The sequence below is a fragment of the Paraburkholderia sp. PAMB 6770 genome, from assembly GCF_057748135.1.
On sequence record NZ_CM173238.1, the window covers coordinates 1,457,245 to 1,469,203 of the forward strand.

Here is an 11,959-nt window from a genome sequence, read left to right on the forward strand (position 1 = left end):
ATATCTGCCTGGTCATGCCGTGATTGGAATATCGACGTCGATGTCGAACGGTCCCGTGCTGCACTGGAAAGGAGGGAGCATGTCCGAATCGACTGACGGCCGACCGGTGCAAGGCGCACAGGATCAGACCTCAACCCCCGAGCCTGAATACTGGCAGCGGCGCAGTGAAGAACTGCAGGCCCTGATTGCGCGCCTGACCGTGCGCCTCAGGGGCCGCGAGCGCCGTATTGCCCGTCTGGAGCTTGCCATCTCCCGGACCGTGGTGATGCATCACGTCTGGGCGTCCCATCTTGAACGCAGGCTAGAGCGCCTGCCTTTCACTGTGACCACTGTCGCCGACGAGACACCAGCAGTAGCAGCTGTCCATGGGCGTGGCGTGACGGTGCGTCTTCCTCACCTGACACGAACCCTCGAGGCGCTCTTTGAGGTCATGCAGGAGTACTGGTCGGAGTGGGAGCCCGATCGCCCGCCCAAATCCTCCACCGTTGCGCGCGCACTCGATGAAAAACTCGGGCTAAAGGGGCAGGCCAATGGCGAGGCGTCGCGCAGCGCGCAGACGTTTGCTGCCGCATTGAGGCCCGACTCGGTCAACGAGTCAGACGGTCGCCATCACTGACAATCACTTCCGACGGGGTCTTCCGACGATATGACGGAATTGCCCGTCAGGCTCCTCGACTGCTTGAATGAGACCCATGCAGAACTCTTTCGAACAGGACAACGGGAGGTTGGCCATGTCGGTCCAGTTGAGGGGAACAGGCGCAATACTACGGCGCGGGCAGGTCGAACGGGAAGTGGGCCTGAAGCGGTCGACGATCTACCAGCGGATGCAGGAAGGCACGTTCCCGCGCCCGATCCGTCTGGGCGAGCGTGCGGTGGGCTGGCGTGCATCGGATATCGAGCGGTTCCTCGAGGACCCGGCCGGGTATCGCGTCTCACCGCCTGCCGGGGACGATCGCGATGTGTGAGCGCACCTCGCAACGGTCTCTCGATGCGCGGCTCGATAACTGGGCGAGTGCCGGCCGTGGTCCGTACGATCCGGTTGACGCCGACCATATCGAACGTGCATGGCGGCGGCTGGCCGTGCGTCACCGCGATCTGTTGCGCATGGTGTATCTGTGGCGTGCCGGTCGCGAGGTGATATGCCGCCGGCTCGGGATTCCAAGGTATCCCTGGCGCGGCTATGAGCTTGAACTGTCATCCGCGAAGCAGGCGCTGGCGGGACTGCTGGTGGAAAAGCCATGAATTGAAGGGTCCGGGATGCCGGAACGACGCGCGGCCGATCAGTGCGGCACGATCTCGCGCTTAGGCGGCATAGCCCCGGAAGCAGTTCGACAACCTGTTCCGGCCGACGTGCGACATGCACGGCCGAGTACGCATAAGCGGCCCCGACGTATCGACGGATGCGTGTGAGCATGGCGGTGGTTTTCCGATCTGGGACCTGCGTTCGCAGGTCTTTCTGTTTCTGTGCCTGATCCTGACGACTGATCCCCCTTGAGCCCGCGGTTTGCCTCCCAGGCGCCGCGGGTTCCTTTTTTCACCATCCGGTTCGACACCTCGGCGCTGCCTCGACGTGAGGAAGCAGATCATGAATTTGTTTCGATTGAAAGCGGATGGGGCGCGGTTACGTGCGATGCGCAGCATCGTCCGTCGGTGGGCGCTTGCCCTGACATTTTTCGCCGGCACCTCCGTTCTCGCTCCAGGCGTGGCGCATGCAGACGACTGGGGCTGTCAGGTCCTGCTTTGCCTTTCCAATCCGGGCGGCCCGGAACAATACGGCGCGTGCGTGCCACCGATCGAGCGGCTCTGGAGCGCACTGCGTCATGGCGATCCGTTTCCGACCTGTGGCTTCGGCGCAGGCGGCTCGCAGGGAACGTCCGCGACCAATACCTTTGCGAGTGGTGGCTATTGCCGGGAAGACCTCCTCTACTGGGGCGGCACGGAGCAGAGCGAACTGCTGTGCCGCGCCAGGGGCGCGATCAATGTCGACATCGACAACCAGCTCTATACCCGCGTCTGGTGGGACGTAGCAGGTGCGGGATCGACGATCATCGAGTTCTACGGCGCGGGCAGTACGCAGGAGCCATATGACCCGACGCAGTCTGCTGCGCTCTTCCTGCAGCAGAGCGAACAGCAAGGCGGTCAAAGTGGCCAAAGCGGCGGGGGACACTGATGTTGCCGTCCGATTTCGCCACGCTCGTGCAACAGTGCGCGCCCCAAGTCTCGCCGGTCACGATGGCCTCGATCGTGCGTACCGAGTCCGGATTCAATCCCTATGCGATTGGCGTGGTGCACGGTCGACTGGTGCGTCAGCCGGCGAACCAGGATGAGGCCTTGGCCACCGTCCGCGCGCTTGCGGCCGGCGGCTGGAACTTCAGCGTCGGTCTCGCTCAGATCAATCGCGCGAACTGGGCGGCGTTCGGCCTGAACGAGCAGAGCGCCTTTGATCCGTGCCGCAACCTGGCGGCGGGAGCCGCGGTCCTTGAGGGCTGTTTTACCGCGGCGCGCCTTGCGCAAACGGATGGCCGGCGCGATCCACAGGCTGCGCTGCGCGCAGGCCTGTCGTGCTACGCGAGCGGCAATTTTTCGACGGGGTATCGCACCGGGTATGTGCAGCGTGTGGTCGATAACGCCCACCTGCCCGCGTCGATTACCTCACAGACCGTCGTGCCGGCGATTGAGCCGATTCCGGTTATTCCGGCTGCCCCTGCTGATCGGGCCGTGCCCGCAGCCCGGACGTCGTCACAACCGGTGAGGCATCGGCTGCCGGATCCGCCGGATACCGCATCCGGCACGAATGCCGGTGACTCGCCCGGTAGTGCAGTGGTGTTCTAGCCCGGTGTCGCTTCGATAGCAGATCCAGTTCACGTGGAAAGGAGTTTGTCATGAATTTAGGAATACTTATCAGAAAGAAAAAAGCTGGACGCGTGCCTGTCACGCTGTCTGACCGCCGGATGGCGCGTTGGGCGGCTGTCGTCGCGACTGCGTTGCTGGTGGCGTCGCCCGCCTGGGCGCAGCTGTCGCAGGTCAATACGCTGCTGAGCACGATCCAGACGACCCTGCTAGGTGTCGGCGGTGTGATCTGCTCGATTTCGATCATCTGGGCGGGCTTCCGGATGATGTTCCAGCATGCCCGGTTCGGCGACATCGCGAACGTGTTCATCGGCGGTCTTTTCGTCGGATGCGCGACCGTGATCGCCGGCATGCTCATCCCGACGAGCTGATCCGGAGCCAGCAACCATGAACCCGATCATGAATACGCTCAGGGATCCTGTCTTCAAGGGATGCACGCGGCCCGCGATGCTCTGGGGTGTGCCGCTCATGCCATTCCTCATGGTCGGCGGCGGCATGCTGATCCCCGCCATCTGGGCCTTGCTTGCCAGCCCACCGCTCGGTGTCGGGCTCCTGTTCCTGATGATCCCGGTGTTCGTCGCCATGCGTGTTGTCACGCGCCGCGACGACCAGCGCCTCGCGCAGTACGCCCTGCGCCTGCGCGTGGTTCTGCGGCAGGGCAATCGGCGTTTCTGGGGCGCACGCGCCTACGCGCCGGTTCGCCTGAAGGGGAGGGGCCGACATGCTGGCTGATCCGACACACGGCGCTATTGCCAGCCGCGAGGTGGCACTTGCCGACTACATCCCATACTCGACACACGTCACGGATCAGGTGATCAGGACGCGCGAGGGCGACTACCTGCGGATCTGGAAGCTTGCCGGCATCGCATTCGAGGCCGCCGATCCGGTGGACATCCTCGTTCGTCACGATGGGTTCAACCAGTTCGTGCGCGCGTTGCCGGGTGGTCACGTCGCACTCTGGTCACACCGTCTGCGCCGGCGTGTCTCAGACCACTTTGCCACGCCTTATGACAACCGCTTCTGCCAGGAACTGGCGACACGCTACTACGCGAGCTTCGCGGGTTACCGGATGATGGCCAACGAGCTGTATCTGACGCTCGTCTATCGCCCTAACCGCACGAGGCTTGGGCGTGTCTTCAGCCGTGCGGCGCGCCGCACGCGCGAGGACATCCGGCGCGACCAGCAGGAAGCGCTGAAAGTGATGGACGAACTCGGTGCCCAGGTGGAGTCGGGGCTGAAGCCCTACGATCCGGTGGCGCTCGGGGTTTATCGCAGATCGGGTCCCTTCACGAAGCGGCCGCGCCGGTATTCGTCGGCGCTGGAACTGCTTGGCTATCTCGTCAACGCCGTCTGGGAGCCTGAGCCAGTGCCTTCTGGAACGATCCGTGAGGCACTGCCGACCTCGCGCCTGTTCGTGGGTGTAGAGAAGGTAGAGATCCGCATGCCGGCCATGACGCGTTACGCCGCGCTGCTCGACCTGAAGGACTATCCCGAAGAGACCGAGCCGGGCACGCTTAATGGACTGCTTTACGGCGATTTCGAGTATATCGAGACGCAGAGCTTCACGATCCTCGACAAACCCGGTGCGAAAGAAGCGCTGGAGCGCCAGCGCAACCAGTTGATTACCGGCGAGGATGTGGCCGTCTCCCAGGTCGAGGCGATGGACCAGGCGCTCAACGATCTGATCAACGGCGATTTCGTGCTGGGCGAATATCACTATTCGCTCGCGTTGCTGGCCGATACGCCCGCGGCAGTCTCAAAGCATGTCGCGAAGGCCCGCACGCAGCTTGCTGATGCCGGTTTTCAGACCGCACTGATTGATCTCGTGGCGGACGCCGCGTGGTTCGCACAGTTGCCGGGCAACTGGCGTTACCGGCCGCGCGAAGCGAAGCTGACGTCCCGCAATTTCTGCGGTCTCGCCAGTCTGCACAACTTCGCAACCGGCAAACGCGACGGCAATCCGTGGGGCGAGGCGATCACGATCGTCAAGACGCCGAGCGGCCAGCCACTGTACCTGAACTTCCACGTCACGCCCGAGAAGCAGGATTCGGCCGACGAGAAGGCGCTTGCCAATACCCAGATCATCGGTCAGGCCGGTGCAGGCAAGACGGTGCTCGAACTGTTCCTGCTCGCGATGGCGACGAAGTTCGGGCTGACAGCGGTGCTGTACGACAAGGATCGCGGCACGGAGATCGCAATCCGGGCAATGGGCGGCATCTATACCGTGTTCCGCCGCGGCGAACCGACCGGGCTCAATCCGTTCCAGATGTCGCCGGACGAGTCCGTGCTCGACTTCTGGGAGAGGCTGGTGCGTAAGCTCGTCGATACGGGTGTGCCACTGTCCGCCAAAGACGAACTCGACATCTCGCGCGCCGTGCGAGAAGTTGCCCGCATGGAGCGACCGCTGCGGCGCCTGTCGATGGTGCGGCAACTGTTGCCGAATGTGGGCGAGAACAGCCTGCACGCGCGTCTCGCGAAATGGTGCGCTGGCGGGCGCCTGGGCTGGGTGCTCGACAACCCGACCGACACCGTGAACCTGGCGCGCGCGAATCTCTTCGGTTTCGACGATACCGAACTGCTGGACGTTGCGGAAATCTCGACGCCCGTCACGATGTATCTGCTGCACCTGACGGAAAGCCTGATCGACGGCCGGCGCTTCATCTATGTGATGACCGAATTCTGGAAGCGGCTGGGTGACCCGGTATTCACGGACTTTGCGAAGAACAAGCAGAAGACGATCCGCAAGCAGAACGGACTCGGCATTTTCGATACCCAGTCGCCAGCGGATGTGCTGCGCAGCGATATCGCACGCGCACTGATTGAACAGAGTGCGACCCTCTTCTTCCTGCCGAATCCGCGCGCCGATTACGACGACTACGTGCATGGCTTCAAGCTGACCGAGGCCGAATTCAACATTGTGCGCAATCTCGGTGAGAACAGCCGCATGTTTCTGGTCAAGCAGGGGCACCGGTCGGCGATTGGGAAACTCGATCTTGCGGGGCTCGGAGATGTCCTCGATGTCCTGTCAGGTACGACCGACAACGTCGAACTCCTCGACACGATCCGCGCCCAGGTGGGTGACGATCCGGACGTATGGCTGCCGGCCTTCCACGCGCAACTGGCGAAGCGCCGCGCGGTTCAGGCAACCCAGGCAGGAGGTGCGCGATGAGCGGCCTCTTTACCGCAATCGGCGGCACGCTCGAAAACGGTATGTCGACCTACGTCACAAACGTCTCGTCGGCGCTGTCTGGCGCGCTCGTTCCCGTCGTGACGACGGCGGTGACGATCTGGGTCATCGCCTATGGTCTTGCAATCGTGCGCGGTGAGGCGCACGAAGCCGTCCCCGCGTTCGCCTGGCGGGGATTGAAGATGGCCGCCATCCTCGCGTTTGCGCTCGGAAGCGGCCTCTACCAGCAACAGGTCGTGACGGCGGTCAGCGGTGCCACGTCGGGTCTGGCCCAGACAATCCAGAACGCCGCTAACACCACAGGCGGCGGCAACCCCGGTTGTGGATCGGTGAGTGGCAGCAGCGTGACATCGACGAGCGCAACCAGCATCTACCAGACGCTCGACTGCTACGACCAGCAGATCGATCTGGTGCTAGACGCCTATTCAGAAAAGGCGACCCATGAGGGACTTAGCCCGAGTGGTCTTGCTGCCGCCATCGGCGACATCGTGTGCGGGTTTATCGCGGCGGTCGGCGGTTCGATCTTCCTGATCGTGCTCGCGTTCGAGGTCGTGATGGGCCGCATGCTGCTCGACCTGGTGCTCGGGATCGGTCCGATTTTCATTGCGTGCGCCGCGTTTGCACCGACGGCCCGTTTTTTCGAAGCGTGGACCGCAAAGGTCGCGAACTATGCGTTGCTGCAGGTACTGGTGGCGGCTTTCCTGGGGATGGCGCTGACGGCGTTCTCGACCGAGCTCGCGCCGTTCCAGGTGACAACGTCTGCGCCCGGTACCAACGCGGCAGCGCTTGTAGCGGCCAGTCAGGCGGCGCTCGAAACCGCATCGGCGTGGGGTGCGGCGCTGGGCATGTTTGCGACCGCGATTTTTCTCGCGATGGTCGGTTGGCAATTGCCGTCGGTGGCCTCTGGCCTGTCCGGTGGCGCAACCGTGTCGGGCTTCGGCGCGTTCGTGGCCGGTGTGGCGTCGCGGCGTCTCGCGACCGTGATCGGTCAGGTACTCACCCGCGGCGGGAATGGTCCGCGTCCTGGCGGCACGATCCGTGACCGGACGGGCTCCGGCGGGGGATCGGGAAATTCATTGGGTGGTGTGGCGCCAGCTTACCAGCGCGCCGCGCGCGCCAATCTCGGACAGCAGGGCAGTTGAGAGAGGTTGACATCATGAAAGCAAGATTGAAGGTAGCCGCTGCTGCGCTCGTCTGGGCGGCAGTTTCTCCGGTGGGCTACGCCCAGGGCATTCCGGTATTCGATGCGCAGAACGTGGCCCAGGCCATTGCGACCGTGCTGCAGCTTGAGCAGGAAGTCCAGCAGGAAATCCAGATTTATCGGTCGACGGTCGGCACACGGGGTTTCGGTGCGTTGCTGACCAATCCCGTGGTGGCAAATTCGCTGCCGTCGAACTGGCAGAGCGTCTATACGGCAGTCCAGAACGGCGGCTACGCGGGTCTGACCGGAAGCGCGCAGGCGCTACGTTCGGCCAGCGAGATCTATAACTGCGAGGACCAGGCCGGTATCGACCAGCAGGTGTGTCAGCGGGCACTGAACAAGCCCTTCCAGGACAAGGCATTTGGCCAGCAGGCGTACCAGACGGAACTGCAGGAACTGAACCAGATCCAGAGCCTGATGCAGCAGATCGACGTCACGCAGGATCCGAAAGGGATTGCCGAACTGCAGGCGCGCGTCCAGACCGAGACCACGGCAGTCGGTGACGAGATGACCAAGCTGCAGCTCTTCCGGATGCTGGCCGATACGGAAGACCGGCTTGTCGCCGAGCAGCAGAGCGAACTGGTATTGAGTCGTGCGGGCAATACCGTCCGGCTGCAGGACCAGATGACTCCAGCTTCGTTCGGAAACTGAGGGGACGATCATGAAAAGACTGCTGATCGGATTGTTCCTGGTAAATTTCGTCATCCTTATCAGTGGGTGCTCGTCGGGTCCACCCAAACCCGTCCTGCCGGATGGCTCGCATCGCGTGCCGGTCAACCGCGAGCTTCCCGTTCGGCCGGTGCCGTCCGCAGCGTCGGGAGTGGGAGCTGGATCATGAGCGCGGACAACGAATATGGACGCGTGCTCGACATCGAGGCGTCGCTGGCGCACCTGCAGGAGCGCTCCGAGCGACGGGCGTGGCACGTGGCGTACGGGGCGGTTGGTGTGGCCGTACTCAGTGTGATGGCGCTCGCCGTCATGGTGCCGTTCTACCGGGTGGTGCCGTTGCCGATCGAGGTCGACCGTCTGACGGGCGAATCGCAGGTGATTGACGTACTCGATGCGCGTCACGTGCACACGAAGGAAATCCAGGACAAGCACTGGGTTGAGGCGTACGTGCGCGAGCGTGAACGTTACGACTGGGGGCTGCTGCAGATGGACTACGACAGCGTGCTCGCCATGAGCGACGACTTGGTCGCGCGAGACTACCGCGGCATCTACATCGGTCCGGATGCACTGGACCGGCAGCTCGGACCGAACACCGAGCGACGCGTGCGGATTCTCTCGACCACGCTGCCTCCCGATGAGCCGGGGCACGCTGTCGTGCACGTTGAACGTACGACATTGAAGAACGGTCAGCCGAACGCCGAGCCCACGCAGCGGTTCGTTATTACGCTTGCCTACACCTACCGGCCGCCGGTCTTTACGCGCGAGAGCGTGGCGGTTGCGAATCCGTTCGGCTTCAAGGTGATCGCCTACAGCCGCGATCCCGAATATACGCCGCCGGCTTCATCCTCAAACACGGGAGGTGCGCCATGAGAACGCTCCCTGTTTCGCTGCTCTGCCTTGTGTTTGTATTGATAGCAAGTCCGGTCGCCCGTGCCTGGACCGTGCCGGGCTGGTCCGATGACTCGCGGGTGCGGCAGATCGTGTATGCGTCCGACGCTGTCGTGCGCATCGAGGCGCAGCGTGGCTTCGCGACCCACATTGCGCTTGATCCGCGTGAGCGGATCGAGGTGGTGGCACCCGGTGACCGCGATGGCTGGCAGGTGGTAGCCAACAAGGGCGATCACGATGTGTATCTCAAACCGCAACTAGCCGCGCACAACTCGAATCTCGAGATCCGTACGGACAAACGCAGCTACAGCTTCGATCTGGTGGTGCTGCCCCTGAAGGCGAAATTCGGCAACGACGAGGAGATGTATCGGGTGACGTTCGTCTACCCGGATGAGGTCAGCGCACAGACGCACGCTGAAGCCGATGCGGCGCTGGTGGCGCAACGCCTTGGCCAGCCGCCAGTGGTTCGCAATACCTGGTATTCGATGCAGGTCATGCCGCATTCGGACGACATCGCACCGGTCGCGGCGTGGGATGACGGGCGGTTCACCTCGATCCGCATTCCGGCCAACCGGCGCATCCCGGCGATCTTCCGGGTGGCGGATGACGGCACTGAAAGCGTGGTCGTCAAACACATGGAGAACGACACGATCGTCGTTCACGAGGTGGCGAAGCGCTTTGTGTTGCGGCTCGGCGACGAGGTTGTCGGTATCTGGAACGACGCATACGACATGGACGGCGTGCCGCCCCGTGACGGCACGACGGTCAACGGTGTGAAGCGTGTTTTGCGGAGTCAGGATCATGAGTGACGATATCCGCAACACGATTGAACCGGATGATCCGTCCGACCGGCGTCCGGCGGATGCTGACCGGCGTGCCATGAACGGGGCCGCGGAGCCAGTCGATCGTGGCATGCCCGCGCTTGGTCAGTACCGGGGCACACGCCCGCGCGCCTGGTGGCTGACGCCACTTGTCGTGGTTCTCGTGGCCGGTGCCGGTGCGGTCTGGACGGTTCACACCTTCCTCGCACGTCACGACGCGGAAGCGAAGGCGCACCGCGATGCGGTGCAGGACTCGGCGACGCAGGGACGTGTTTTCAGGGACGCGCCAGTGACCGCAAGCGCGGCGTCGGCAGTACCCGTGGCGAGTGCTCCCGCCGCGGTATCCGGCCCGGTTGTCGCGCGTCCTTCCGTTGCGGTTCAGCGGCCGGCACCGGTTCGCAGCTATTACGATGCGCCGCTACTCGCGGCCGGTAGTACGCCGGGGACGGTTGGCCAGGCTGGAGGCCTGACGGGCGCGCTTGCTGCAGAGCGTGTTGCCGGCGGCGCTGCGGAAGCGGCCTCGTCGGTGGCAGCATCCGTATCGGGCCAGCTGGCGGCTACACCCGGTCAGGGTGAGACTGGGTCGCTTGCCCAGGCGTTGACCCCGACCGCCACGCCGCGGGTGCGTGCGGGTACGCTCGGTGACCGTAGTCTGATTCTCGCGCAGGGAGCGAAGATCGATTGCGCAGGCGACACCGCGTTCGATTCAACAGAGGCCGGTCTGTCGACCTGCACGGTAACGAAGAACGTCTATTCCGACGATGGGCGCGTTGTGCTGATCGAGCGCGGTTCACAGATCAACAGCCAGTATCGCTCGAACCTGTCACCCGGACAGAAGCGGACCTTCATTCTTGCGGCCCGCATCGAGACGCCCCACGGCGTGACCGTCGAGATCGACTCGCCGGCGGCCGACGCGCTCGGTCGTATGGGGATTGACGGCTATGTCGACAACCACTGGGGGCCGCGCATCGGTGCTGCGATGATGATGGGCATCACCCAGGACGCGATTGGGTATCTGGCGACGCGAGGCGGTAACAGCAACGGGTCTGTCGTCTACGAGAACACGCAGCAGCAGGGCAACGACATGGCGACGCGGGTGCTCAACAGCACGATCAATATTCCGCCGACGCTAACGCAGAACCAGGGCGCCGAATTTACCATCGTCGTCGCGCGCGATCTGGATTTCGGGACGGTCTATGCGCTGCAGCCGGAGCGTACGCCATGATCGCCGGTACTTGCATACAGGATCGATCCGCTGATGCCATGCTCGCGCGGCTTCCCGACGACGCGTCGGTCCGCGAGTTGATGCGGCCGTTCGCGCCGCTGCTCGACGATGCCGACGTGACTGAACTGGTCATCAACCGGCCACAGCGCGTGCTGACGGAAACCCATCTCGGCTGGTACGGCCACGACTACGCTGATCTGGACTATGAGCGCCTGATGTCGTTCGCGGTGGCAGTTGCGACGCTGACGAACCAGGAGGTCTCGGCGCAGCATCCGGTGCTCTCCGCGTTGCTGCCCGGTGACGCACGCATCCAGATCGTGGTACCGCCCGTCGTGCCACTGCGCACCGTCTCGGTGACGATCCGCCGGCCCTCCGCTCGCGAAAAAAAACTCGACGCATATCGCGACGAAGGGCTGTTCGACGACACCATATGGCATCACCCGGATGGGCTCGATGCCGTGCTGCCGGCGCTGCGCCCGACAGACCGGAAGCTCGTCCAGTCCCTCGAAGAGCGGGACTGGTGTGCCTTCTTCGAGCGGGCCGTGACCGGGCGCCTGAACATTGTGATCGTCGGCAATACGGGGTCGGGCAAGACCAGTTTCATGAAAACCCTCTGCCGGTCGATCCCTTCGACCGAGCGGATTGTGACGATCGAGGATGTCCGGGAACTCTTCATCCGTCATATAGAGAACTGTGTGCACCTGCTGTACAGCAAGGGCGGTCACGGTCAGGCACGCGTGACGCCGGCCGACCTGATCGCGAGCACGATGCGCATGCGCCCGGATCGCGTGCTGCTTGCCGAACTGCGCGGCGCCGAAGCCTATGACTTTTTGAAACTGTTGACGACGGGGCACGCGGGCTCGATCACGAGTTATCACGCTTCAAGCGCCACGGTCGCGATCGAGCGCTTTGCGCTGATGGCGAAGGAGCACCCCGAAGCTGCCGCCTACGACGATGCGGCGCTCAAGCGTCTGCTTACCCTGACGATCGACGTCGTTGCGCACATGGAGGCGTATCCGCTCTACGACGACGTGGGCAAACAGGTCGGCAAGCGCTGGGGCATGACGGAAGTCTGGTTCGATCCGGTGCGCCGCGCGCGTACGACGTTTTCGTGAGAC

General features: G+C 63.6%; 15 protein-coding genes. All 15 read left to right on the forward strand.

Annotated features, from left to right (window positions below; all coding sequences use genetic code 11):
* The first annotated feature begins 79 nt into the window (after nucleotides 1–79).
* Entirely contained in the window at nucleotides 80–616 is a 537-nt protein-coding gene (locus tag AC3AP7_RS06680; RefSeq protein WP_475764450.1) for a hypothetical protein, read from the forward strand.
* A 76-nt stretch (nucleotides 617–692) separates the two neighbouring features.
* A complete protein-coding gene (locus AC3AP7_RS06685; protein WP_475764449.1) occupies nucleotides 693–965 on the forward strand; it encodes a helix-turn-helix transcriptional regulator in 273 nt (90 codons plus the stop codon).
* On the forward strand, nucleotides 958–1,242 hold the full coding sequence (locus AC3AP7_RS06690) for a hypothetical protein (protein WP_118182868.1): 285 nt from the start codon (nucleotides 958–960) through the stop codon (nucleotides 1,240–1,242). Before AC3AP7_RS06685 ends, AC3AP7_RS06690 begins: the two co-directional genes overlap by 8 nt.
* A 343-nt stretch (nucleotides 1,243–1,585) precedes the next feature.
* Entirely contained in the window at nucleotides 1,586–2,170 is a 585-nt protein-coding gene (locus AC3AP7_RS06695) for a hypothetical protein (RefSeq protein ID WP_475764448.1), read from the forward strand.
* Entirely contained in the window at nucleotides 2,170–2,832 is a 663-nt protein-coding gene (locus tag AC3AP7_RS06700; protein WP_475764447.1) for a lytic transglycosylase domain-containing protein, read from the forward strand. The genes AC3AP7_RS06695 and AC3AP7_RS06700 overlap by 1 nt, the downstream gene beginning before the upstream one ends.
* A 119-nt stretch (nucleotides 2,833–2,951) precedes the next feature.
* Nucleotides 2,952–3,221, forward strand: coding sequence for a TrbC/VirB2 family protein (locus tag AC3AP7_RS06705; protein WP_475768047.1), 270 nt, complete (start codon nucleotides 2,952–2,954; stop codon nucleotides 3,219–3,221).
* Nucleotides 3,222–3,237: 16 nt separating this feature from the next.
* A complete protein-coding gene (locus AC3AP7_RS06710) occupies nucleotides 3,238–3,582 on the forward strand; it encodes a VirB3 family type IV secretion system protein (protein ID WP_475764446.1) in 345 nt (114 codons plus the stop codon).
* The gene (locus AC3AP7_RS06715) at nucleotides 3,572–6,019 is read left to right on the forward strand and encodes a VirB4 family type IV secretion/conjugal transfer ATPase (protein ID WP_475764445.1); all 2,448 of its coding nucleotides are present in this window, start codon (nucleotides 3,572–3,574) and stop codon (nucleotides 6,017–6,019) included. The genes AC3AP7_RS06710 and AC3AP7_RS06715 overlap by 11 nt, the downstream gene beginning before the upstream one ends.
* Complete coding sequence (locus AC3AP7_RS06720; RefSeq protein ID WP_475764444.1) at nucleotides 6,016–7,179, forward strand: TrbL/VirB6 family protein; 1,164 nt, start codon at nucleotides 6,016–6,018, stop codon at nucleotides 7,177–7,179. The genes AC3AP7_RS06715 and AC3AP7_RS06720 overlap by 4 nt, the downstream gene beginning before the upstream one ends.
* Before the next feature lie 14 nt (nucleotides 7,180–7,193).
* Nucleotides 7,194–7,889: a P-type DNA transfer protein VirB5 gene (virB5, locus tag AC3AP7_RS06725; protein WP_475764443.1), complete on the forward strand. Its 696-nt coding sequence runs from the start codon at nucleotides 7,194–7,196 to the stop codon at nucleotides 7,887–7,889.
* Nucleotides 7,890–7,899: 10 nt separating this feature from the next.
* Nucleotides 7,900–8,076: a hypothetical protein gene (locus AC3AP7_RS06730; protein WP_488324820.1), complete on the forward strand. Its 177-nt coding sequence runs from the start codon at nucleotides 7,900–7,902 to the stop codon at nucleotides 8,074–8,076.
* On the forward strand, nucleotides 8,073–8,777 hold the full coding sequence (locus AC3AP7_RS06735; RefSeq protein WP_475764442.1) for a VirB8 family type IV secretion system protein: 705 nt from the start codon (nucleotides 8,073–8,075) through the stop codon (nucleotides 8,775–8,777). The genes AC3AP7_RS06730 and AC3AP7_RS06735 overlap by 4 nt, the downstream gene beginning before the upstream one ends.
* Nucleotides 8,774–9,604 (forward strand): TrbG/VirB9 family P-type conjugative transfer protein, encoded by an 831-nt coding sequence (locus AC3AP7_RS06740; RefSeq protein WP_475764441.1) that lies wholly within the window; start codon nucleotides 8,774–8,776, stop codon nucleotides 9,602–9,604. Before AC3AP7_RS06735 ends, AC3AP7_RS06740 begins: the two co-directional genes overlap by 4 nt.
* Nucleotides 9,597–10,841: a type IV secretion system protein VirB10 gene (gene virB10 / locus AC3AP7_RS06745; RefSeq protein WP_475764440.1), complete on the forward strand. Its 1,245-nt coding sequence runs from the start codon at nucleotides 9,597–9,599 to the stop codon at nucleotides 10,839–10,841. Before AC3AP7_RS06740 ends, virB10 begins: the two co-directional genes overlap by 8 nt.
* On the forward strand, nucleotides 10,838–11,956 hold the full coding sequence (gene virB11 / locus AC3AP7_RS06750; protein WP_475764439.1) for a P-type DNA transfer ATPase VirB11: 1,119 nt from the start codon (nucleotides 10,838–10,840) through the stop codon (nucleotides 11,954–11,956). Before virB10 ends, virB11 begins: the two co-directional genes overlap by 4 nt.
* Nucleotides 11,957–11,959: the final 3 nt, after the last annotated feature.

Bases quoted from the DNA above. Each gene is read 5' to 3' on its own strand.
- AC3AP7_RS06680 (WP_475764450.1), top strand. From the start codon at position 80: ATGTCCGAATCGACTGACGGCCGACCGGTGCAAGGCGCACAGGATCAG.
- AC3AP7_RS06685 (WP_475764449.1), top strand. From the start codon at position 693: ATGCAGAACTCTTTCGAACAGGACAACGGGAGGTTGGCCATGTCGGTC.
- AC3AP7_RS06690 (WP_118182868.1), top strand. From the start codon at position 958: ATGTGTGAGCGCACCTCGCAACGGTCTCTCGATGCGCGGCTCGATAAC.
- AC3AP7_RS06695 (WP_475764448.1), top strand. From the start codon at position 1,586: ATGAATTTGTTTCGATTGAAAGCGGATGGGGCGCGGTTACGTGCGATG.
- AC3AP7_RS06700 (WP_475764447.1), top strand. From the start codon at position 2,170: ATGTTGCCGTCCGATTTCGCCACGCTCGTGCAACAGTGCGCGCCCCAA.
- AC3AP7_RS06705 (WP_475768047.1), top strand. From the start codon at position 2,952: ATGGCGCGTTGGGCGGCTGTCGTCGCGACTGCGTTGCTGGTGGCGTCG.
- AC3AP7_RS06710 (WP_475764446.1), top strand. From the start codon at position 3,238: ATGAACCCGATCATGAATACGCTCAGGGATCCTGTCTTCAAGGGATGC.
- AC3AP7_RS06715 (WP_475764445.1), top strand. From the start codon at position 3,572: ATGCTGGCTGATCCGACACACGGCGCTATTGCCAGCCGCGAGGTGGCA.
- AC3AP7_RS06720 (WP_475764444.1), top strand. From the start codon at position 6,016: ATGAGCGGCCTCTTTACCGCAATCGGCGGCACGCTCGAAAACGGTATG.
- virB5 (WP_475764443.1), top strand. From the start codon at position 7,194: ATGAAAGCAAGATTGAAGGTAGCCGCTGCTGCGCTCGTCTGGGCGGCA.
- AC3AP7_RS06730 (WP_488324820.1), top strand. From the start codon at position 7,900: ATGAAAAGACTGCTGATCGGATTGTTCCTGGTAAATTTCGTCATCCTT.
- AC3AP7_RS06735 (WP_475764442.1), top strand. From the start codon at position 8,073: ATGAGCGCGGACAACGAATATGGACGCGTGCTCGACATCGAGGCGTCG.
- AC3AP7_RS06740 (WP_475764441.1), top strand. From the start codon at position 8,774: ATGAGAACGCTCCCTGTTTCGCTGCTCTGCCTTGTGTTTGTATTGATA.
- virB10 (WP_475764440.1), top strand. From the start codon at position 9,597: ATGAGTGACGATATCCGCAACACGATTGAACCGGATGATCCGTCCGAC.
- virB11 (WP_475764439.1), top strand. From the start codon at position 10,838: ATGATCGCCGGTACTTGCATACAGGATCGATCCGCTGATGCCATGCTC.